The 21,286-nt window shown below is 51.7% G+C and carries 15 protein-coding genes; 5 read left to right on the top strand and 10 right to left on the bottom strand.

Features of this window, described 5'->3' with window-relative positions:
- Nucleotides 1-45 precede the first annotated feature (45 nt).
- The 3 genes from ACQ66Q_RS18990 to ACQ66Q_RS18980 form a co-directional block, all read right to left on the bottom strand.
- Nucleotides 46-525: a hypothetical protein gene (locus ACQ66Q_RS18990; RefSeq protein WP_430458222.1), complete on the bottom strand. Its 480-nt coding sequence runs from the start codon at nt 523-525 to the stop codon at nt 46-48.
- A 96-nt stretch (nt 526-621) separates the two neighbouring features.
- Entirely contained in the window at nt 622-1,086 is a 465-nt protein-coding gene (locus ACQ66Q_RS18985; RefSeq protein WP_430458221.1) for an N-acetyltransferase family protein, read from the bottom strand.
- 57 nt (nt 1,087-1,143) lie between these two features.
- Complete coding sequence (locus tag ACQ66Q_RS18980) at nt 1,144-1,800, bottom strand: DUF6058 family natural product biosynthesis protein (protein WP_430458220.1); 657 nt, start codon at nt 1,798-1,800, stop codon at nt 1,144-1,146.
- Between the two features lie 285 nt (nt 1,801-2,085).
- Here ACQ66Q_RS18980 and ACQ66Q_RS18975 point away from each other — a divergent pair, with 285 nt between their 5' ends.
- Complete coding sequence (locus tag ACQ66Q_RS18975; protein WP_430458219.1) at nt 2,086-2,910, top strand: alpha/beta fold hydrolase; 825 nt, start codon at nt 2,086-2,088, stop codon at nt 2,908-2,910.
- A gap of 72 nt (nt 2,911-2,982) precedes the next feature.
- Here ACQ66Q_RS18975 and ACQ66Q_RS18970 read toward each other — a convergent pair whose 3' ends face one another.
- Nucleotides 2,983-4,377: a DEAD/DEAH box helicase gene (locus ACQ66Q_RS18970; protein WP_430458218.1), complete on the bottom strand. Its 1,395-nt coding sequence runs from the start codon at nt 4,375-4,377 to the stop codon at nt 2,983-2,985.
- Between the two features lie 106 nt (nt 4,378-4,483).
- The gene (locus tag ACQ66Q_RS18965) at nt 4,484-4,780 is read right to left on the bottom strand and encodes a DUF6172 family protein (RefSeq protein ID WP_377240609.1); all 297 of its coding nucleotides are present in this window, start codon (nt 4,778-4,780) and stop codon (nt 4,484-4,486) included.
- A gap of 421 nt (nt 4,781-5,201) precedes the next feature.
- On the opposite strand from ACQ66Q_RS18965, the gene ACQ66Q_RS18960 reads away from it, so the two are divergent.
- On the top strand, nt 5,202-6,035 hold the full coding sequence (locus ACQ66Q_RS18960; protein WP_430458217.1) for a sulfotransferase family protein: 834 nt from the start codon (nt 5,202-5,204) through the stop codon (nt 6,033-6,035).
- Between the two features lie 24 nt (nt 6,036-6,059).
- Entirely contained in the window at nt 6,060-14,072 is an 8,013-nt protein-coding gene (locus ACQ66Q_RS18955; protein WP_430458216.1) for an Ig-like domain-containing protein, read from the top strand.
- Nucleotides 14,073-14,158: 86 nt separating this feature from the next.
- On the opposite strand, the gene ACQ66Q_RS18950 is transcribed toward ACQ66Q_RS18955, so the two are convergent.
- The 4 genes from ACQ66Q_RS18950 to ACQ66Q_RS18935 form a co-directional block, all read right to left on the bottom strand.
- Nucleotides 14,159-14,917 (bottom strand): 2'-5' RNA ligase family protein, encoded by a 759-nt coding sequence (locus ACQ66Q_RS18950; RefSeq protein ID WP_430458215.1) that lies wholly within the window; start codon nt 14,915-14,917, stop codon nt 14,159-14,161.
- A gap of 142 nt (nt 14,918-15,059) precedes the next feature.
- Nucleotides 15,060-15,509: a hypothetical protein gene (locus tag ACQ66Q_RS18945; RefSeq protein ID WP_430458214.1), complete on the bottom strand. Its 450-nt coding sequence runs from the start codon at nt 15,507-15,509 to the stop codon at nt 15,060-15,062.
- A 236-nt stretch (nt 15,510-15,745) separates the two neighbouring features.
- Complete coding sequence (locus tag ACQ66Q_RS18940) at nt 15,746-16,264, bottom strand: hypothetical protein (protein WP_430458213.1); 519 nt, start codon at nt 16,262-16,264, stop codon at nt 15,746-15,748.
- An 86-nt stretch (nt 16,265-16,350) separates the two neighbouring features.
- Entirely contained in the window at nt 16,351-16,728 is a 378-nt protein-coding gene (locus ACQ66Q_RS18935) for a hypothetical protein (protein WP_430458212.1), read from the bottom strand.
- A gap of 686 nt (nt 16,729-17,414) precedes the next feature.
- Between ACQ66Q_RS18935 and ACQ66Q_RS18930 the strand changes: the two genes are divergently transcribed.
- Together ACQ66Q_RS18930 and ACQ66Q_RS18925 are read left to right on the top strand one after the other, a co-directional pair.
- Nucleotides 17,415-19,841 carry a collagenase gene (locus tag ACQ66Q_RS18930; RefSeq protein ID WP_430458211.1) on the top strand — a complete coding sequence of 809 codons (2,427 nt, stop codon included), beginning with the start codon at nt 17,415-17,417 and terminating at the stop codon, nt 19,839-19,841.
- A gap of 24 nt (nt 19,842-19,865) precedes the next feature.
- Nucleotides 19,866-20,471 carry a hypothetical protein gene (locus ACQ66Q_RS18925; RefSeq protein ID WP_430458210.1) on the top strand — a complete coding sequence of 202 codons (606 nt, stop codon included), beginning with the start codon at nt 19,866-19,868 and terminating at the stop codon, nt 20,469-20,471.
- Nucleotides 20,472-20,618: 147 nt separating this feature from the next.
- Here ACQ66Q_RS18925 and ACQ66Q_RS18920 read toward each other — a convergent pair whose 3' ends face one another.
- Entirely contained in the window at nt 20,619-21,260 is a 642-nt protein-coding gene (locus tag ACQ66Q_RS18920) for a hypothetical protein (RefSeq protein ID WP_430458209.1), read from the bottom strand.
- Nucleotides 21,261-21,286: the final 26 nt, after the last annotated feature.

The raw sequence follows: 21,286 nt of genomic DNA, 5'->3' as shown, positions 1-21,286 counted from the left end.
GCTCCTGATAAAAGTAGGAAGGCGTGCGTTAGCGGGACAGCACTACTAGCTTTGCGCCATCGGCGCATCTTTTAAATCCGCCATATGGCGGTAAATCCGGTAATACAACAACAAGCCCCAGGCAATAAATGGGACCAAGATAAAAGCATCACCAACAGCCGACTCACCGCGCATAGCAGCAGAAAAACTGAAATAAACCCAGCCCGCAATCAGTGGCAGTATGAACAGCAAAAAACGAATCGTCATGATCAGACTGACTGCAAAAAACTTACCGACAAAATCTCGACCCGCGGCAGCGCCATTAGCCAGGTAGGCAACATAAGTACCAACACCAACCAGCGATACAGAGTAAATCGACAGCAAATAATCACGAAGGCCGGCCTCGGCTCGCGCTGTTGTCGTTAAATATTCTAGTGTCACCGCGTTTAACAACAGGTACATCAGCAAATAGATAAAACGATCCCGCTCGCTGAAGTTACCAGTCAGTATTTTATTCTTTAATTTATTGATATTTAACAGATACATAAAAGTCCTCAAACGATGATAACCAGACTTAAAAATTTCATCAGTGTCCCTATTTTAACTTCCATGAAAAACGATTTGCTCAGCGACTATGCCGTTTTATTCTTCGACTCCAGCATCCAGATAAAAACGCTTTTTATCTTTACTGCGTGCCTGCTGCTGGTGATAAAACGCAATGGCTTTGTCGTTGTCTGCCGGAGTCTGCCACTGCAGATGCGAACAGTTCAGTTGCCGCGCCAGGGTTTTCAACTGATTAATAAACTGCGTACCAAGCCCCAAACCCCGCGCTTCGGCGCGCAGATACAAACAATCCATATGCAGGTAGTAGTCGGCATCCCAGGTAGAAAATTCTTTCGTCGCAGTGGCATAACCCAACAGGGTGCTACCTGAAACTGCAACCAGACAATGCAGCACGGCAGGGTCGGCAACTAATACTTGCGCCAATTTCTCCGCCTTCCCCAACGGATCATAAATCGCCCCTTCATACTCCGCGTGCAACTGACACAACTCGACCAACTGCCTGATATCAGCAGGCACGGCCTTTCTTAATAACACGTCCGTCATAAAAACCTTGTAAGCACTTAAAAGCTGAATTTGGCGATGTGGCGGAATGCCGCATTGTCAGACTGTAGCCACGACATTGGCCGGTGCCAGTTGATAACGTCGCCGCACCTCATCAATCAGGCGATGTCGTGAGCTTTTCGCCCTCTCGTGCGGCGCAAACAACGCACTGGCCGCATCTAACAGGTCCACCGCCGCGGTCAGCTTAATGATTTGCTCTGCAGACAAATCATCGCAGGCTGTCAGCTGGTTAATTTCAAGCACGGCCAGTTCTTTGGCAGCGATATCTTCCGGCAGGCCGGTTCTGGTGCATAAACCATAAATACCAGCCAGAAAATGTTGCCACTCCTGTTGCAGGTGACTATCCAGTTCGCTGGTGAGTTTTGTACTGTCTGCATGATGGCCTTGCGCCTGCAGCTCGCTCAGCGTCTGGCGGTATCGGCGGGAGAATATGCTGAACACTTCATCTGCAGATCCGACATGTTGCAGCAGCACCAACCAGGATGCATAACCTTTTGCATAATACTCAATGACTTGCTCATCAGTATGCACACCAAAAAATGAATCGCTGCACAGCTGCAGGTTTAACTTGTATGAACATTTTGGCATCACTGCGCCGGCCTGAAAGCGGGCAAAATCTGCCTCTGTCACTTTAGTCAGCGCAAGCAATTCCTGGCGGGTATAAAAGTACTGATTGAGGTAGTTAATTAATTCCAAGACCGAACTGCTCCATTGCACAACATCAAATCAGGACAAATGGCTATTCGGACCTGATCACAGTGCCTGAACATCATTTTTTAACAGACCGTTACGCTACCGTAAATAACTCGCTGTCTCAAGCTTTTTACCTGCCGCCAACCGCAGCTGAAAACCACAGCCCGGTGGAATTACGCTATCGGTTTGCTGGCGCACAGTGCGCAGCGCAGATCACAGATATATTCAGCGAAAGCGCCGGCGCAGCGTATGGCCGCAGCGATATGTGACCCACGAAGGAGCAACGGCATGAACTATATCAGCGGCAAAGATAACACCAGACTTTATGTCAAAGACTGGGGCAGCGGCCAGCCGGTCATTCTGATCCATGGCTGGCCCTTATCGGCCGACAGCTGGGATGAAGTGGCGATGGAAATTGCCAATGCCGGTTTTCGCGCTATCGCCTATGACCGGCGCGGATTTGGCCGCTCGGCGCAGCCGTGGAGCGGTTACGACTACGACACACTCAGTGACGACCTGGCCGCGGTGATCGACCATACCGGAGCCTCAGACGCGATCATTGCCGGCTTTTCGATGGGCGGTGGTGAAGTGGCGCGTTACATGTCGCGCCATGGCGGCAAATCTGTGGCCAAAGCTGCGCTAATTTCCTCGGTAGTCCCATTTCGGCTGAAAACCCCGGACAATCCGGCCGGTACCGCGCAATCGGCGTTTGACGACACCGCCCGGCTGCTGCATACCGACCGCGCCAAATTCTTCAGTCAGTTTTTCCGCAGCTTTTTTGGTGCCGACCAGCCGGGCCGTCAGATCAGCGCCGAGTTACTGGCGCAGATGCAGACGATCGCGCTGCAGGCCAGTTTTAAGGCCACGCTGGCTTGCCTGAAGTCGTTTTCCAGCACCGATTTCCGCCCGGATCTGGCTCATTTTAAAGTGCCGACGCTGATCATTCACGGCACCGAAGATCACACAGTGCCGATCGACGCCTCGGCCCGGCTGGCCGCCAAGGCGATAGCCCAAGCAACCTTGCTGGAATACGCCGGCGCGCCGCATGGCCTGTTTGTCAGCGATAAACTGCGACTGATTGAAGATTTGCTGAATTTTATCCGCCAGCCGTAAATAAGGCGGCGCAGAAAAAACAATGCCGCCAACAGCAAGCTGTGGCGGCATTAGTTTTATCAGAGCAGTGAATTAAGAAGCGCGTTTGCCACGGCCATTGCTGTTACCAGCGGCCGGTTTTTTTGGAGCAGTTGGCTTTTTCAGCTGCTGTGGTCTTGCCGCTGGCTTTTTCGCTGCGTCGCTGCCGGCTTCATGCGCTGGTTTGCTGCGACGTGGTTTGCCTTTTGGCTGGGCGTTACCTGAACTGCCCAGTTCAATAAAGGTTTCACTGGCTTTGTTCGAACGGCCTGAGACTACTTTGCGCGAAATGCTTTTCAGTAACGACACGCGGTTGCTCACTTCAAAACCTGGTTTAATCACGCGGCTGATTTTGCTGCCAATCAGTTTCTGGATGCGCTCTAACGTCAGCTCTTCTTCGCGGCTGACAAAAGACACGGCATGACCAGAGGCACCGGCGCGACCGGTGCGGCCAATGCGGTGCACATAATCTTCCGGTAAATACGGCAGGTTAAAATTCACTACGTAATCGAGGCCCTGGATATCCAGGCCGCGGGCCGCCACTTCAGTGGCGATCAATACCTGTAATTTCGCTGATTTAAACTCAGCAATGGCGCGGCGACGTGCGCCCTGGCTTTTATCACCATGGCAGACAGCGGCATTGATTTTACGCTGTTGCAGACCGGCCAGCAGACGGTCGGCCTGCTCTTTGGTACTGGTGAATACCAGCACCTGGAACCAGTTCTGCTCGGCCAGCAGCTGTTCAAATAATTCGATTTTGCGGCTTTCTTCCACCGGATACACCACATGGTGCACGGTGTCTGCGGTGCTGTTGACCTTGGTCACACGAATTTGCTGATGGTTATGCAGAATTTTATGCGACAGCTCATTCACCGCTGGTGAAGTGGTAGCAGAAAACAGCATGGTCTGACGTTTAGTCGCGGTCATTTGCAGCAGTTTCAGCACGTCGGCGCTGAAACCCATATCTAACATCCGGTCAGCTTCATCCAGCACGACAAATTCGACGTCAGATAAAATCACATTGCCAAGCGACATATGCTCTAACAAGCGGCCTGGTGTGCTGATCACAATATCAACACCGGCATTGAGTTTATTGGCCTGACCGCCCATTTTCACGCCGCCGTATAACGCGGTGATACTGATTGGTAAGTGTTTGGCATAGGCCGTGATATTGTCGGCGATTTGTTCCGCCAGTTCACGGGTTGGTGTCAGGATCAGGCAGCGTGGCCGTTTTTCCTGGGTAGGTTTTGGCGTGTCGAGCATGCGCTGTAACACTGGCACCGCAAAAGCAGCGGTTTTGCCGGTACCGGTTTGCGCCGTAACCTGTAAATCTTTACCACGACGCGCCGGCACAATGGCTTGTGCCTGCACCGGAGTCATTTCGCTGTAGCCGCATTCTGTCAGCGCGCGCTGCAGATCCGGAGCCAAATCTAAAGATGAAAATTGCATAAAAAATCCTCTGTAGAATTGCTACAGTCAAAAAATGAGGGGCGGAATATACAGCATTTCGCCGTCCAGGCAGAGCTTTGTTTGCATTTTGTGCAACGCGGCTGATTTACTCTGCGTTTGTGCGTGGCTGATGCTGACAAGCACGGGCCAGAATTTCGACATAAAACTCAGTCAGTTCCTGCGCCATTGCCGCATCAATATGTTTATTGATTTCAGGGGTAAACACTTTTGCGGCTGTGTCAGCGGACGCGCCAAACCGGCAATCAAAGGTCCAGTAATCCATACCAGCCGGCAGCGGCTTACGGCGTTCCCGGTTTAAGTATTTTTTAATTTCATGTTTGATCGAGTCTGCAACGCGGGCAGGTTGCAGTTTAGGATGGGCGAAAGTGAAGGTTTTTTTCATCGGAATTCCTACAGAGGGGCAGTCAACAGTAAAGGCGTAAAGCCTGAACCCTCGATTGTACACGCAAGGGCGCTCCTTGGCCGCCTAAATCTGTAAATGCTGACAAAAACTGAATGCAGTTTACCAGTCATTCTGACGATGAAACCAGAGTTGTCCTTTTTTCTATTACTTGTCGAACGACTGGAAATTGCGCTATTTCGGCTCTCACATACCTAAACATCTTAAGGATGAAAAAAACATCCGTCAGTAATTAAACTGTTATACATGATGCAAATACGTCATTTTGCACCTAAAATAGGGTTGATTTGTGATATGCATCACATGATGTATGTTATGCGCAGCTTCGGGCTTCACCGATGATTTTTTTGCCGTTAGTCAGACACCAAAAATTCAATAAATGCAGCTGTCAAAGGATTTGAATGTGACGCAGAAGTATCATTTTATTTCAGGATTACCCCGCTCCGGGTCAACTCTGTTATCCGGCATTTTAAAACAAAACCCGAAATTTCACGCGTCAATCAGTAGTCCCGTGGCTGCACTGATGAACGGCGCACTGGAGCAAATGGGTGCAAACAGTGAATCCTACACTTTTTTTAATGAACAAAAGCGCAAAGCGATTTCGAAAGCATTGTTTCAGGCTTACTACAGTGATATCTCAAACCCGGTTATTTTCGACACCAACAGGCAGTGGACAGCCCGGCTGCATCAGCTGGTGGAGTTGTTTGATGACTTTAAAGTGATCTGCTGTGTGCGAAACCCTGCCTGGGTGATGGATAGCTTCGAAAAAATCTACCGGAAAAACCCTTTTGATTACAGCCGGATGTTCAACGCAGCCTCCCGCCAGACAGTGTATAGCCGCTGCGACTCTTTAATTAGTGCAAACGGCACTGTTGGTAGCGCCTGGACCGCATTAAAAGAAGCCTATTATGGTGAGTTTTCCGATCGTTTATTGCTGGTCGATTACGACCTACTAACACAAAAACCAGCCAGAACCATTGAACTGATTTACCAGTTTATTGGTGAACCACTGTTTCCCCATGATTTTGACCAAGTGGACTACAACGAGAGCGAATTTGACCAGCAGCTTGGTGTGAAGGGCCTGCATCAGGTCAGGAAAAAAGTGGAATTTAAAGCCCGGCGCAGTATTTTGCCGCCTGACTTATTTGTGAAGTACCAAGAAATGGATTTTTGGCAGGATGCAACCGGCACCGGCGCCAATATTATCGCCAGTAAAAAGACACAACGTCTGTTGTAATACCATTCAGGACAGGAAACTATTATGGCTAACAAACTACTGATGGGGCTTTCCTCGTTGTTGATGCCTTTAGGGCTTTATTGCGGTCCCGCGCAATCAGCCCCTGGCTATCAGCGCTCATATCTGAATGCCGGAACGCCTGCGTCTGGTGCATTTGATAAACCTGTTTTAATCAGTAAGAAGTCTCGCGACTCTACTCTAGCCAGCACTGATGAGCTGGGCATCATGTCCGCAATGCCGGCTCATGAATTAGTTATTATCGATGCGGCGGTCCCAGATAAACATCAATTTTACCGCGCGGTAAAACCCGGCGTAGCTATTGTCGAAATCTCCTCTTCAGCTGCCGGACTGACACAACTCAAAGCTATTTTAGCGAATTATAAGAACCTGGCAGCATTGCATATTGTGTCGCACGCGCAGGCTGGCCAACTGCAACTTGGCAACTCAAGCATCTCAGCCGAAACTCTGAAAACTGAAGTGGAAATGTTTGCGGCCCTGAATGGCGCGGTGCGCGAAGGCGGCGATTTACTGTTGTACGGTTGTGATTTGGCCGCAACCGAAGCTGGCGAAGCCTTATTGGATATTGTGCAGCACCATACCCATCTTGATATTGCCGCCTCCAACGACCTGACCGGTAACCTTGCACAGGCAGCAGATTGGGATTTAGAAATCCAACGCGGCAATATTGAAACGGAATTAGCGTTTTCGGAAAAGGCGTTGAAGGATTTTTCGGGTGTGCTGGCGAGTTATAATCTCTCCACTTTTACCTATCATGCGGCCAACTCTACAACCAACTGTCCCGATGATACCCCTTCAAATACGTATAATTACAAATCGCTTTCGCAAAGTGGTTATATCGTTTGCGGTTTCGTGCATGACAATGGCTACGGTGGTACCACCGTTGGCGTCTCGAATGTTCCTAACTATGCCTATGCGGCACCGACGCTAAACCAAACCGTGACCGGGACGAACCACATTGAGGTGAGACGATCCAGCGGCTCATTTCAACTAAGCCAGGTAGTCGCGCAGGAGTTTGCCGGTAGCTACACGTTTAGCAGTGTGAAAGTGATTGGTTACGTCTCCGGCGGCGGGACAATAGAATCCACAGCCATCACCAACGACACCGCTGCGGTGAATAATTTCACCTTTACCTCGGGGAGTCACCTGGCCAACTTTGTCGGGGTCAACCTCACAAAATTCCGACTGACATTTGTTAATGCTAGTGGGTCGCATAAGGCGTATTTAGGTCTAAAAAGCTTTGATGCCACCCAAGACGCAACACCACCCACCGTCAGCTCGGTTAATTCCAGCACGGCCAATGGCACTTACAAAGTTGGCGATGTCATCAGTGTGCAAGTGAATTTCAGCGAGAACGTTGTTGTTGCCAGCGGTACGCCACAATTAACGCTTGAAACCGGCGCTACGGATCGCACTCTAAATTATTCGTCCGGATCGGGTTCCAGCACATTGAACTTCAGTTATACGGTCCAGGCGGGTGATACCTCTGCTGATCTGGATTATGTGCCAAGTTCATTGGTGCTGAATGGCGCCACTATTCGTGACAGTTCGTTCAATAACGCCGTCTTGACCTTGGCAACACCCGGTGCCGCCAATTCGCTGGGGGCCAATAAAAATATCGTGATCGATGGTGTTGCCCCCACGGTTTCCTCGGTCAGCTCCAGCACTGCCAACGGTAGTTATAAAGTGGGCGATGTCATCAGTGTGCAAGTCAATTTCAGCGAAGTGGTTAACGTGACAGGCACGCCACAATTGACGCTGGAGACCGGCAGCACAGACCGCACGGTTAACTACGCTAGTGGCAGTGGTTCCAGCACGCTAACTTTCAATTACACAGTGCAGGCGGGTGATGGCAACGCTGATTTGGACTATGTAGCAACCAATTCCCTGGCATTAAATGGTGGCACTATCAGCGATGCTGCTACTAATAGTGCCATCCTGACACTGGCAAGTCCCGGAGCTGCTAACTCATTAGGGAATAACAAAGCCTTAGTGGTGGATGGGCTCACCCCCTCAGTCACCAGTACGGCGCCAGCAGGCGGTGCATTGTCAACCGATAGCAGCGTGGCTTTCATTGTAAACTTTAGTGAGTCAGTGGCTAATATTTCGACCGATGACTTTGCACTGGGTACAACAGGTGGCGCTACCGGCACTATCGCCAATGTATCTGCAACTTCAGGCTCAAATGTCACAGTGACAGTGAATGGCATTACAGGCAGTGGCACTATCAAGCTGAACCTGAACGGCTCAACCAATATCAGTGATTTTGCCGGGAATGCCGCTCCGGCAGCCTATACCAGCGGGACTTTTCATAATGTCGCGATACCAACAGCACCTGATGCACCGTCTATCGGCACGGCAACAGGGGGGGATGGTCAGGTCTCTGTTGCCTTCACAGCACCTGTGAACAATGGCGGCTCAGCGATCACCGGTTATACCGTGACGTCGACCCCGGGTGGAATTACGGCGGGTGGCAACGGCTTTACCAGTTCACCAATTACAGTAGCTGGCCTGACTAACGGCACCCCTTATACATTTACGGTCACTGCGACAAATGCGATTGGCACCAGTACAGTGTCAGGTGCGTCGAACTCAGCAATACCAAAAGGCAATCAAAGCATTACCTTCGCGAATCCAAACGCGCAAACCTTTGGCACTTCGCCAACACTGACCGCAACAGCGACCTCTTCCACCGGGACTGATGGCTTGCCCGTTTCTTTTGGCTCGTCGACAACGGCTGTCTGTACCACCACCAGTGGCGGCACTCTGACTTTTGTCACTGCCGGTAGCTGTACTATTGATGCTGACCAAGCGGGTGATGCAGCAACCAGCCCGGCCCCCAGAATCTCCCACACATTCAACGTCAACCCGATAGCCCCAGATGCACCAACTATTGGTACTGCAACAGCAGGGAATACCCAGGCGACAGTGACCTTTAGCGCGCCGGCCAGCACCGGAGGAGCGCCTGTCCTTGCTGGCGGCTACACAGTTACCGCCAACCCTGGTGGTGCAACCGGTACTGGTTCGGCTTCGCCAATTACGGTGACAGGCCTGACGAATGGTGTCACCTACACCTTCACGGCCACTGCGGCCAACTCGGCGGGGCCTAGTGCAGCGTCTGCGCCATCCAACGCCATTACGCCAGCGGCGCCGCAAACCATCACCTTTAACACGCCGGGGGCACAAACCTTTGGTGCCACACCAACATTGATGGCCAGCTCTTCAGCTGGCGTGGGATATAACGTCACTTTTACATCCACCACACCCCTTGTTTGTACTGTGACCAGCAGCGGGGTCCTGACCTTTGTCAGCGCCGGCACTTGTACCATCAATGCTAATCAGGCGGGTGATTCTGCTTTTCTACCGGCCGCTCAGGTCAGCCGGTCTTTTCTCGTAAACCCAATACCGCCCACAGTCCCAACCAGCGTGGTAGCCACAGCTGGGGATACTCAGGCGAGCGTGGCGTTTGCGCCCCCTGCGAATAGCGGCGGCACCAACATCACTGGCTATGTCGTCTCTGTCACTCCGGCTGATGCAGGACCTGTAACGGGCACAAGCTCACCTATTGTAGTGACAGGGTTAACCAATGGCCAGACTTATACCTTCACGGTCGAAGCAGAAAATATGGCAGGTTTTGGCCCTGCCTCTGCCGCGTCGAATTCAGTGACACCAGCAGCACCCCAGACGATAACCTTTAATAACCCTGGCCCACAAAACTTTGGTACCACGCCAACGTTAAGCGCAACCACAAATGCCTCAGGCCTGACCGTTGCCCTTACCTCGTCGACGACTTCAGTCTGTACCATCACTACCGGTGGGCAACTAACTTTTGTGACTGCGGGCACTTGTACCATCCATGCTGACCAGGCAGGCAATGCCAGCTATTTAGCTGCGACTCAGGTCAGCCGTAGCTTCACTGTGAATGCGGTGGTACCGGGCGCGCCAGCTGTTGGCACTGCCACGGCAGGAAATGCCTCAGCCACGGTCAGCTTCAGTGCACCAGCCAGTGCAGGTGGCGCAGCAATTACGGCTTACACAGTCACAGCGAGTCCAGGGGGGGCGACCGCCACCGGGAGCGCTTCACCTTTGACTGTCAGCGGATTAAACAATGGTACTGCTTATACGTTTACAGTGACGGCAACTAACTCGGCAGGCATCAGTACTGCGTCAGCAGCATCAAATATCGTCACGCCTGAAGTGCCCAACTCAGCACCGACCATCAGTGGCTCACCTGCGACCACTGCGATCGAGGGGGCTGGATATAGTTTTGTGCCGGCCGCAGCTGACTCTGATGGTGACACTCTGACCTTCACTATCAGTAACAAACCGGCCTGGGCCAGCTTCTCTTCCAGCACTGGTGCCTTATCTGGCACACCGGGCAAAGCGGACATTGGCACCACCAGCGGTATCGTAATTAGTGTCAGTGACGGTGTGACCAGTGCCAGTCTGCCTGCGTTTAGTCTGACGGTCCTGCAGGCGAACCAGCTACCGGTCATCAGCGGTACACCGGCAAGCACTGTGGATACAGACGCGCTCTACAGCTTTACGCCTGTGGCGAGCGATGCGGATACTGCGGATACCCTGAACTTTAGCATCAGTAATAAACCAACCTGGGCGACCTTTAATGCCAGGACGGGCCAGTTAAGTGGTACACCGGCCAGCGCTGATATAGGCGTGACTTCAGGCATCGTTATCAGCGTGTCCGATGGTAAAGCCAGTGCCAGTCTGCCTGCGTTTAATCTGACAGTGAAAGCCAAAAATGTTGCACCTGTCGCGTCAGACAGCACAGCGACGCTGGCAGAAGACACAGTATTGACACTGACCCTGACGGCGCGGGACGCCAATCAGGATCCGCTGACTTATGACATCGTGTCACAACCGGCACATGGCAGTGTGACGCTGCAAGGCGCAACGCTGACCTACACACCGGCGGAAAACTACAATGGCACAGACAGTATTGGCTTTGTGGCGAAGGACGGAGCCTTAAGCTCAAATACTGCTACTGTCAGCGTGACGGTGACAGCGGTCAACGATAATCCTGTGGTTACCGATGACAGCTTTAACCTGCAACGCACAGCCAATAATCAGTACCAACTGGCAGTGTTAGCCAATGACACCGATATCGACGGTGACAAGTTAAGTATTGATGGTGCATCAAGTTCAGTCGGTACCGTCAGCTTTAATGCCCAAGGCTTAACTCTGACAGCTCCTGCGCTCTATGCGGGCCCTGTCAGCCTGCGCTACACAGCTACGGACGGTAAAGGTGGCCGTGATACTGCCACTGTCAACCTGACGATTAGCGGAGGCGATGCCAGCAATCTGCCGGTCATTACTGTGCCGGCCGATATCACCACCAATGCAACAGCGCTGTTTACCCGGGTGCCGCTAGGCACTGCTACAGCGGTTGACCGTAATGGTCGCCGGCTACGCGTGGGGCTGATCAACGGTAGTCTGTTCTTTGCACCAGGCGAGCATATCGTTTACTGGCAAGCAACTGACTCTGAAGGCAATACCGCTACTAAAGCGCAAAACGTGCGGGTCAACCCGTTAGTATCGCTGAGTAAAGATCAGCTGGTCACCGAAGGCAATGAGGTTGAAGTTCAGGTACTTTTAAACGGCCCGGCGCCGGTTTATCCGGTATCTGTGCCTTATACAGTCAGCGGCAACGCTGGTGGCAACGATCACACACTGACATCAGGTGTGGCTGAAATTAGCTCAGGACTGTCCGCAATCATTCGCTTTAACGTGCTGGAAGACGGAGTTGCGGAAGCATCTGAAGACATCGTTGTGACGCTGGATAGTAGTGTGAACCGTGGCAGTAAGCGCAGTAGCCGCATTCAGATCAGTGAAGCCAATGTCGCCCCTGTTGTGTCATTAAATGTGCAGCAGAAAGTGGAAAACCGCCTGACCGTGTCTGCCGCAGACGGCGTGGTGACTGTGACTGCTACGGTGACGGACAGCAACCCGCAAGACCAGCTGAGCGGTGTCTGGAATGGCGGCACACTGCAAAATAGCAGCGCAGACCAGAGCCAATTCAGTTTTGACCCGGCGCAACACAGCCCAGGGTTGTATCAAATCAGTTATACAGCCACAGATACCGGCACCCCCAACCTGTCGGCGACCTCACAGGTCTTTGTTGTGGTCCGGCCTGCCCTGCCGACGCTGGGCACAACCGACAGCGACGGCGATTTAATTCCGGATAATCAGGAAGGTTTTGCCGATTCAGACGCCGATGGTATTCCGGATTATCAGGATGCCATCAGCGAATGTAACGTGATGCCAACCGAGTTACTGGGACAGACTCAGTTTGTCGCCGAAGGTGATCCGGGCGTCTGTTTGCGGCTCGGAACTGTGGCAGCGTCCACTGATGCAGGTGGCTTGCAGATAGCAAAAGATGCCATAGAAACCGATAAAGCTGCCGTCAATATCGGCGGGATTTTCGATTTCATCGCGTATGGACTACCGGAACAAGGTAAGAGCTATAGTCTGGTGATCCCACAGCGGCTGCCGGTACCTGCCAATGCAGTTTATCGCAAGTACAATGACGTGACTGGCTGGGTCGATTTTGTCAGCAATGAACGCAATTCATTGTCCAGCGCGGCCGGTGAGCGTGGCTTCTGCCCACCACCGGGCGGCTCACAATGGAGCGCCGGCTTAACTGAAGGTCATTGGTGTGTTCAGGTCCGGGTTGAAGACGGTGGCCCGAACGATGCTGACGGTATTGCCAATAGTGCTATTGTGGACCCGGGTGGTGTTGCGGTCCGGCTGAACGGTAACAAGTTACCGGTAGCTGTCAAAGATCAAACCTCGGTACGAAAAGACAGCAGTATCGATGTCAATGTCCTTGGTAATGATACCGATGCTGACGGTGATAAGTTAACTGTCACTCAGGCCATCAGCAGCTTCGGCACTGTCACCATTCTGGCTGACCAGAAGTTGAGCTACAAACCTAATGCCGAATTCGTCGGCACTGATACGGTAATTTACACTATTACTGACGGCAAAGGCGGCACGGCGAGCAGCGAACTGATCGTGACAGTATTCAGCAATACTGCACCGGTGGCAGCACCGGATAGCGCAGCTACTGATGACAGAAGCCCAATCCTCATCGATGTATTGAAAAATGATACCGATGCCGATGGGGATGCACTGAAAGTCAGTGCTGCCAGCGCGCTGCAAGGGACCGTGACTATCGAGGCAGATCAACGTCTTCGCTACACACCCAAGACAGGCTTTAATGGCGTGGATACCATTAGCTACACCGTGAAAGACGGTACTGGTGATACTGCGACGTCTTCAGTCTCAGTGACAGTGCGGGCTTATCAGGATGTTGTGGTCGATAACAAATCCAGCGGTGGTAGCATGACGACCTGGATGCTACTCGCGCTCGGCGCAGTTGTGCTGACGCGCCGGCGTTCAGCCGTCGCTGGCGCGGCGCTGGTGTTACTGTCATACAGCGCAGCTAGCCACAGTTCAGACTGGTACCTGCAAGGGGCCTTTGGCTATAGCGACACAGATGCACAGCGAAACCAGCTTGCCGCTCAGTTACCCTCGGGCAGCCTTAGCGCTTTTGATGACAAGGACCAGACTTTTGGTCTGGGCCTCGGTTATCAATTCAATCACTATATGGCGCTGGAACTGGGATATCAGGACTCTGGTGAAGCCAGCAGTCAAATCAGCGCTGACAGTCTGACGCCACAGCAGTATCACGAGCAGGTCAAGGCGGTCAGCCCGGTTCTCACTCAAGGCTGGACTGTCGCAGCTCGTTTCACACCGTGGCAGAACGCGCAGTGGAGCCTGGAAGTTCCTATCGGGATCATCAATTGGGACCATGAAATCAGCAGCCGTGTGAGCAACACCACTCTAACCTCCAAACAGGATGGAACCGACTTGTTTGCCGGTGCGCAGCTAAATTATCGCCTGGCAGCGAGCTGGCAGACCGGTCTGGGTTATCAGCAGCAATGGCTTGACGCCAATACAGTCCGCAGCTGGTTACTGAGTGCACGTTATGCTTTTTAGTGGGTAATCAAATCAGATGACAAAGGGCGGTCCAGACCGCCCTTTTGTTTTTCTGCCGGAAAAAGCGGATGCTAATTTAGCCTGGCTCAGTTGTCCGATAGCGACTCAGGCACCAGCCAATCAGGCGAAGCCGTCAGCTCTGCCGCAGCTAGTGGCCAGGTCACAGCACTGTGCAAATACCAGTTGTTAAACACCAGATCTATCTGCTGTAGCGGCAGGTGACCAAACAGATAATCCTGATACTGCCGACACAGCGCCAGCACCGCTTCTGGCTGTTGCAGCGGTCGGGGGAAGCGACACAACGTCAGGTGCGCGCTTTGTTGGTGGTAACGACTGTCCATGCTGTGATGCAAACCACTTTGGCGATAAGCCTGACGTAGTTGGTCGCGCAGCCGGTTCAAACCTTCGCCTTGGGCAAAACCCTGCAACAAAATACAGGATGGCGACGCGGTAACTCCGCGCAATTCAATCTGCAGCGGCGGGATCCTGCGCTCGATGATGTCTTGCTGCAGCATAGTCAGTACGCGCTGAAATACTATGGCGTAAGCCGCCGCGTCACTCTGCGGCAAGGTAAATCCGCTAATGCAGGAAACAATCGACAGCAAGGTCAGATGTAGCTCGCTGGCCGGTTGCAGATATTGCGCCGGTTCCAGCGCAGCCAGCTGCTGCTGAAAAACCTGCACTTCGCTGCAGGCCGCTGGGCTATTCGGCTGCAAAAAAGCCAGAGCGGTAATACCCCGCCGGTCGTCAGCCAGGTTATCCAAATACGGGTCAGTGACGATTTGATGCTGAGCCAAGGCACACTGAAATTGCTGCCACAGCTGCTGATAGATTTCTGCTGACATACACTGCGTGAGTTATCTGAAGTCAGCCCGAGCTTAGCAGATCCAAAGTTGCATATTGGCGCTTTGTTCAGTCCTTCTCACGACAAGTGCAAGTTGCTGTTCAGATTGGAGTCGGATGCGTTTAGCGAAAAAACACCGCGCTTTACAAGCTGTGCCGCGTCGCAGCGCCCTGCTGCAAGCCCTTGCTAAACTCTGCCGAAATTGGTGGTAAGTACATGCTTGCGATAATGATTCCATTACAAACCGCCAGTAATTCATTCAGCGCTGACTCCCAACCGAATTCAATCGTTGGCCCCATTAGCGCAATCCACGGCAAGCCAACCAGAAAGCCTAAAACAGTACAGGTTCTCCCCCAGTTTTTAAACAGCAGCAACCCTGCAACAGACGCAACCCATATAGCGATTATGCCGGTCAGCACAATGACACCTAACAAGGTATCAGACAAATAGCTTTCAAAATCAGAACTTTGCGGCAAGGCTGCATAAGCTGCCTCCAGTTGCTGATTGTCGAGGAAAACAAAGATAAAGGCAGAAAGGACATAGGCCAAATTTGTGGTGATGACTAAAACTCTAAAGATATTTCTATGATTCATGGGGATGGAAGTACTGGTTGGAGTGTGTAAAAAATTAGTGATAAATAAACTAGCAGAAAGAAAACAGAGAACGCAACTTGGGTTTTAATTTTGTCTAGGCGAGAAACCGCACGAATAAAGCGACCTAATCTGGTGTTGGCTGTTAAACCTGTCGAAAACTTTAAAAACCGATTAAGGGCTCACGACTGACTAAAACGCAGAGGGGTGATTGCGCCGACGTCGTTTTAAGCCATTTGTTAGGGTAATTTGTATTCATAGATTCCATTTCCCATATTAAATATGGCCTTTCTTACGGTGGGGTCATAGCTAACAACTTCAGTAATTTCTCTCTTCAAAAAATCACTTGGTAGATCTTCTATTCTGAAATCTCTTTGATAAAGAACGAGCCAGCCTTCACTAGCTACTCCATCTTTATTTTTTTCAATCTGTCTTAGTTCAACATCTATAGAATAATAATCTGGAGTCTCATCATTCTCATCTTTATAGATTCCTGGCCCTATAGAAGCTATAAGGCACGTATCCCCCAGATAGGTACGTTGGGAATTCCATTCAGCAGGGCGGCCATGTTCATGTAAGCCAATTTCAACATCAAATGCATTCTTACTAGGCGATTCTGACACCAACCTATTACATCGGTCCATTTCCGCGAAATATCCATCAGGAATAGGAAACGAATTTTGAGAGTTGCCAGATCCGCCAAAATTGTCCTCGCAACCTAATAGAAAAATTGCCAAAATTAATACCGTATTCTTCATGTATTACCCTAGCTATAAGCGCACGCGCGCGAACCTTAATGAGCGTTGCCGTGGCCGCAGGCCGCAAAGTGCCGCGCCTTGTTAAATTATTTTTCACTGACAGGCAGTGCTATTGGTATAGAGAAACTTAAACGGCTGGCTGTATCATTTGAGCTTACTTTGTCAGTGTCCTTGCCCAGTTTAATGCCAGCAACATTAACGCCTATACCCTCTTTGCCATTTTGTTTGGTTGTAGCCGTTACGGATATATCAAAGCTCAACATATGAACTGGCCTTAGAAAGTTTGGGTCTGAATTTTTACTTCGCGATATGATGTAGCCCAGCAAGTTCGATTTGTCATTCTTTTCTATTTCAACTCTTCGCGGATTAACAATTACACCACGATCCTGTAGCTCAGAATTACTCTCAGTAATTGCTTCAGAAATATCTTTAATTGCTTCCTTAATGAAATCTTTGAGTTCCATTCATACTCCGGAATAATTTAACAACTTCATCAAAAGAACGAACCGCGCTTTTAAACGTGGTTCATCCTCGATTTCTTTTTCAGATAACATCACGCTAACGCAAAAATCCAAGGCTCTCAAGCGTTTGTACCCAATATTGTTCATACAGCTCGTACCAAGTGCGGGTATAGCCTCTGGGTTAGTTGATTACCTTCCATTTACAACATCTTTAAAACTGCTGTCGGATTGATTGGCTGGTGTGACGGGTTTTGATCGGCGGTTGGGTTTGGCGGGATTTGGGAGTTGTTAACGCGAGGCCGGTGGTGGCAATCGTACGGCGACGCTTCGCTTGCGCGTACCTACGCAAAATATGGTCCGTTTAAGATCTTGGTTGTTGAGTTTGCGATCTCCTAAAGTCTCGAACTTGCTGGATTCGATAGCACGCCACGTGGTGGCCATCGTGTGACGACCAGCGACGCTACATGTACGGCGGCGCTTCGCTTGCGCGTACCTACCCGCGTACCTACACACGTATCTAACCTCCCCCCATCCCACCCCGCTGCTTTTATAACCAATTCATCTTAAAAACCTGAAATTCCGCGCAAAATAAATCCATAAAAGGATATTGTATACAATATCCTTTGTGCTAAGTTTGTGAAGCCTGCGCAGGCGACACAACGATAACGACACATAACAGGGAACAAATAATGAAACTCAAACCTCTTCTACTGCCGCTTTTGCTCGGTAGTGGCCTGGTCATGGCGCAGGAAGTGAATTTGTCGCATCCGGGACAGATTAATCAGGATTTACAGCAACAACACCTGCAGCAGCGTTTAGCATTACAACAAGCGCATAGGGCCACGTCTACTGCGCAACATAGTACTCAAACAGCACCGCAACAGCCGCGGTTGATGTCGCCGGCTGAATTTGAAAAAGTGCAGGCGCAGATTTATGCCGAACATCAGGGCGTGACATTATCGGCCAAGTGGCAAACAGCGGCGCAGCAGGCGTATTTAACGGCCGATGTGCAATCCGCAGCGGCTTTAAGCGCTCAAGCAAAATCAAACCTCAGCAACGACGCGCAGCCAAATAACAGCCAGCTGGCTGCGGGATGCGCCAGCCCGGCTGATTTGTTGCCGTTACAGGATCAGGCGCTGATTGATGCGATCAGTAACAGCAGCCTGACCGGCTGTTTGTATCAGCTGTACAACATGGCGTATGTCGGTACTGCGCATTTCAGCGATCAGAAACTGCTGACCGTCGCCACGGCGATCAATAGCAAACTGGCCGGATTTGACGGCTCAGACGCGAGCGGTGCTGCGGTGCTGGAAAAACTGGTTACTTACCTTCGTGCTGTGCACTGGGCCGAATCCGGTGGTGGCCGCACTTTCCAGAGCAGCTACAAAACCCAGCTGCAACAAGCATTTAGCCAGTATGTCAACGGCGCGCATTTTGTGCAGTTTGATGGCATGGCGTCGCGCAACTTTATGCTGCGTTATGAAATGCTGATTTTAATGAACAGCTCTGGCACCAACCCGCTGCAGTTTTTACCGCGCATCAGCGCAGCAATCACCGGTTATCCCAATACCATTAACCGCGCCAATAACTGGGGCGTCGCCTATGAAGAAAACGGCATGACCCAGCTGCTGACGCATTATTTTAATGCAGTCAATCAGGGTTCTGACGAACTGCAAACCTTGCTGGCGCAACAGCCGCAAATCGTCACGCGGCTGCGCGATTTTGTGTTAAGCGATGGCCAGTGGCTGCTCGGTCATACCCGCGAATATCAACTGAATGATGCCGTGTCTGAACTGGGCCGGCTGCTGAAACTCGGTGGCGCGGTAGCGGATATGGTGCGGCCGGCGCTGCAGCATATTCTAAGTACCTATAGCTACGGCGGCACCGGCTCACAAGCCTGGGTCAATGCGCAGGGCATGGTCAAAGCCTACGACAGCGCCAACTGCGCTTTGTACGGCAACGCCTGCGCTTTTAATCTCGAAGATACCGTGTTATCCGGCAGACATCAGTGCAGCGACACGTTAAAACTGCGTTATCAGGGCAGTATCAGTGCCGCGAACTTAAGCCAGATCTGTAGCAAACTGGGTGCGGAAGAGCAGCTGTTCCATCAAACCTTTGGCACTAACAGCAATCAGCCGGTGGCCAATGATCAGAATACCGATCTGGAAATGGTGATCTTCAAATCCTCGACCGACTACCAGAACTATGCTGGCCAATTCTTTGATATCAATACCAATAATGGCGGGATGTATCTCGAAGGCACGCCTTCAGATCCGGACAATCAGGCGCGTTTTATCGCTTATCAGGCCACCTGGCTGCAGCCGGCTTTTGTGGTGTGGAACTTAGAGCACGAATACATCCACTATCTGGACGGGCGTTATAACCAGTGGGGCAGCTTCAGCGATCAGCCGGAAAATTCGGTCTGGTGGAGCGAAGGCCTGGCTGAATATCTGTCACAACCGCCGACCAATGCCAATGCGTTGGCCGCAGCGCCACAAAAAACCTATCAGCTCAGCCAGTTGTTCCAAACGACCTACGCCAACAGCAATACCAGCCGAACTTATCACTGGGGTTATCTGGCGGTGCGTTACATGTTTGAGCGTCAACGCGCTGAAATCAACCAGCCACTGCTGCCAACCTTACGCGCCGCGAAGTATGTGATTTCTTCTGCACCGTGCAGCTTTGCCTGGGGCTGGCAGGAAAAACCGACCGCGATCGCCAATAACTGGAGCTGGTTATATGACGACAGCGCCTGGGGTTCAGGCTATTGGGTCTGGACCTGTGGCCAGCAAAAAACCGCTGAGCCTGAGCTGCCGCCCTATACACCTTATCAGGACATCCTGACGCGCTGGGGCAGCAGTTTTGATGTGGGTTTCCATCAGTGGCTGGATTGTCTAATCGCAAAAACCGGCAACTGCAGTCTGTTCCGTCCGGCTGACTTAGATAAAAACGGCGCTGTCGACAGCCGTGATATCGACCTGTTTAACCAGCGCCTGCGCACTAAAACCAATCTGACGATGGATTTGGATTTTAACGGTGACAAAAAGGTCGATCAGCGTGACGTCACCGCAATGAGCAAACTCTGTGACCGCGCCCGCTGTGCGATCGCGCCTTAATCTTTTAATACTGGGAATAACATCATGAATAAATTTAAAAAATTACTGGGCGGTCTGTTGCTGGCTGCCAGTGCTTGCGGCCTTTGCAGCACGGCCCAAGCCGGCGTCATTCAGATTGAAACCAACAAAAGCAGTTATCAGCACGGCGAGCTGATCACCGCAACACTGCGCGCCAGCGCGCTCAGCGACGTGCTGACCGGTTTTTTCCTGGCACTGCAATATCAGCCAACCCAGTTGGCGCTGCAGAACTTCAGCTTTGGCAATGGCTTTGATGATGGCTTTGGCTCTTATCGGTTCTCTTCTGCCGATCAGGCCGGTGGCAGTCTGGCGCTGGAAGAGTATGCCGACTGGGCAGCGGCACTGGCCACTTTGGCGGCGCAGCAAAACGGCAGTTTTATTCTGGCAACCATCCAGTTTAAAGCGCTTGGCACCGGCCAGTTCAGCCTGAATCTGGACCCGGCCTATCTTGGTTTATTGACCGCAGGCGGCGATTTACAAACGCCGGATTGGCTCGGTGCCAGCTTTCAAGTCACAGACGGCGCCACAGTGCCGGCGCCGGCCCCGCTGGTGCTGATGTGTGGTTTGTTATTACTGCTGGCGCGGCCGCGTCAGACGGGCCAGATCAGCTAACAGCGTTAAACCCGTGAGGTACCAGCTGAAATCACCTAGGGTGCAATAAGCGCAGCGCATTGCACCTTTATCACTGTTCGGTGCGTTGCGCTTCGCTGAGCCACCCCCTACCCGGCGAGGTCAAGATTGCGCCTTGTTATTGTGCTGCTACAACGCTTGATCCAGGCTTTGACCCAGACTCTGCGCCGACCATTCGCGCCGTTTATCATCGTCCGGGTTGTTTTTTGCCAGCTCGTATTCGCGAATAAGCTGTTCCAACTGCTTCTGTAACTGCTTGATTTGCGTATCGATTTGCGTGATGGCGGTGGTCAGTTTGGCTGAATCGCCGCCCTGACTGGCCTGCGCCATCAGCTCTTTGCGTTTAAGCTCCAGCTCGGCAATTTTTTCTTTCAGCCGGTCCATTTCCTTTTTATTCAACCCAAGCCGGTTGGCCAACAATTGCTCCATCAGGCCATCAAGAAATTTCTGCGCCTGCTCGCTGTTTTGTTCGCTATTGGCTTCTTTGCCTGCAGATCCGCCGGTCTGGCTGTTGCCGCTGACACTCTGACCGTTACTCTGGCCGGCGCCAGACGGACTGACGGATTCCTGTTTCTCTTTCTGTTCAGCCGGCGCAGCAGCGAGTTGCTGTTGCACTGTCTGTGATTGCGCCATCGCCGCGGCAAAATCGGCGCTAAGGTCGTTGCCGTTTTCTGCCGGATCAGCGGCATTTTGTTGCAGTAAGCCAAGATTGCCGGATAACCCGGTGGTAGACGACCACAGGCTGGCTGTGCTCTGGAGTTGCAGTGACATGTTATTCCGCCTCAGGTGAAGATGCC

Origin of the sequence: Rheinheimera sp., assembly GCF_965283995.1 — a bacterium.
Classification (GTDB): Bacteria; Pseudomonadota; Gammaproteobacteria; order Enterobacterales; family Alteromonadaceae; genus Pararheinheimera.
The sequence above is the reverse complement of the archived record's forward strand: the minus strand, read 5'-3'. Positions and strand labels throughout refer to the sequence as shown.

Coding starts and splice junctions, on each gene's coding strand:
- ACQ66Q_RS18940 (WP_430458213.1), bottom strand. CDS start 16,264: ATGAAGAATACGGTATTAATTTTGGCAATTTTTCTATTAGGTTGCGAG.
- ACQ66Q_RS18920 (WP_430458209.1), bottom strand. CDS start 21,260: ATGTCACTGCAACTCCAGAGCACAGCCAGCCTGTGGTCGTCTACCACC.
- ACQ66Q_RS18965 (WP_377240609.1), bottom strand. CDS start 4,780: ATGAAAAAAACCTTCACTTTCGCCCATCCTAAACTGCAACCTGCCCGC.
- ACQ66Q_RS18955 (WP_430458216.1), top strand. CDS start 6,060: ATGGCTAACAAACTACTGATGGGGCTTTCCTCGTTGTTGATGCCTTTA.
- ACQ66Q_RS18930 (WP_430458211.1), top strand. CDS start 17,415: ATGAAACTCAAACCTCTTCTACTGCCGCTTTTGCTCGGTAGTGGCCTG.
- ACQ66Q_RS18970 (WP_430458218.1), bottom strand. CDS start 4,377: ATGCAATTTTCATCTTTAGATTTGGCTCCGGATCTGCAGCGCGCGCTG.
- ACQ66Q_RS18925 (WP_430458210.1), top strand. CDS start 19,866: ATGAATAAATTTAAAAAATTACTGGGCGGTCTGTTGCTGGCTGCCAGT.
- ACQ66Q_RS18985 (WP_430458221.1), bottom strand. CDS start 1,086: ATGACGGACGTGTTATTAAGAAAGGCCGTGCCTGCTGATATCAGGCAG.
- ACQ66Q_RS18975 (WP_430458219.1), top strand. CDS start 2,086: ATGAACTATATCAGCGGCAAAGATAACACCAGACTTTATGTCAAAGAC.
- ACQ66Q_RS18935 (WP_430458212.1), bottom strand. CDS start 16,728: ATGGAACTCAAAGATTTCATTAAGGAAGCAATTAAAGATATTTCTGAA.
- ACQ66Q_RS18990 (WP_430458222.1), bottom strand. CDS start 525: ATGTATCTGTTAAATATCAATAAATTAAAGAATAAAATACTGACTGGT.
- ACQ66Q_RS18950 (WP_430458215.1), bottom strand. CDS start 14,917: ATGTCAGCAGAAATCTATCAGCAGCTGTGGCAGCAATTTCAGTGTGCC.
- ACQ66Q_RS18945 (WP_430458214.1), bottom strand. CDS start 15,509: ATGAATCATAGAAATATCTTTAGAGTTTTAGTCATCACCACAAATTTG.